Source organism: Vibrio sp. 1401 (genome assembly GCF_033340295.1).
On the sequence record NZ_JAWOWF010000746.1, the window covers coordinates 1 to 543 of the forward strand.

Sequence of the window (543 nt, forward strand, 5' to 3'; positions counted from 1 at the left end):
ACAAGATACAGGCCTTTTTTTATGCGTTTTTAGACAGAATTTAGACAAAAATTAAGAAAATACATCGGAGGAAGGGATGCGAGTATTGAAGTTTGGCGGTTCATCACTAGCGGATGCAGATCGCTTTTTAAGAGCGGCAGATATCATTGCCAATAACGCTCAACAAGAAGAAGTGGCCGTTGTACTTTCGGCACCGGGTAAAACGACGAATAAGTTAGTCGCAGTCATTGAAGGTGCACTTCGCAATGGTGAAGCTGAGCTGCAAATCAATGAGTTGGAAGAGTCGTTTAAAACGCTTTTTGCTGATATCCAAGCGGTATTGCCTAACCTAGAAGGTGCGGCGTTCGATAACCAAGTTAAAACCTCTCTTTCTCAACTGCGTCAGTTTGTGCACGGCATTAACTTACTTGGTATGTGTCCAAACAACGTCAATGCTCGCATCATTAGTAAAGGTGAGCGAGTTTCGATTCAATTGATGAAGGCGGTACTGGAAGCTAAAGGGCAAAAAGCGAACCTCATTGATCCTGTTGAATATCTGTATGC

At 42.9% G+C, this 543-nt stretch carries 1 pseudogene; it reads left to right on the forward strand.

Features of this window, described 5'->3' with window-relative positions:
* Positions 1-76: 76 nt before the first annotated feature.
* Positions 77-543, forward strand: a pseudogene (gene thrA, locus R7Z77_RS27920) (bifunctional aspartate kinase/homoserine dehydrogenase I); the annotation flags it as partial.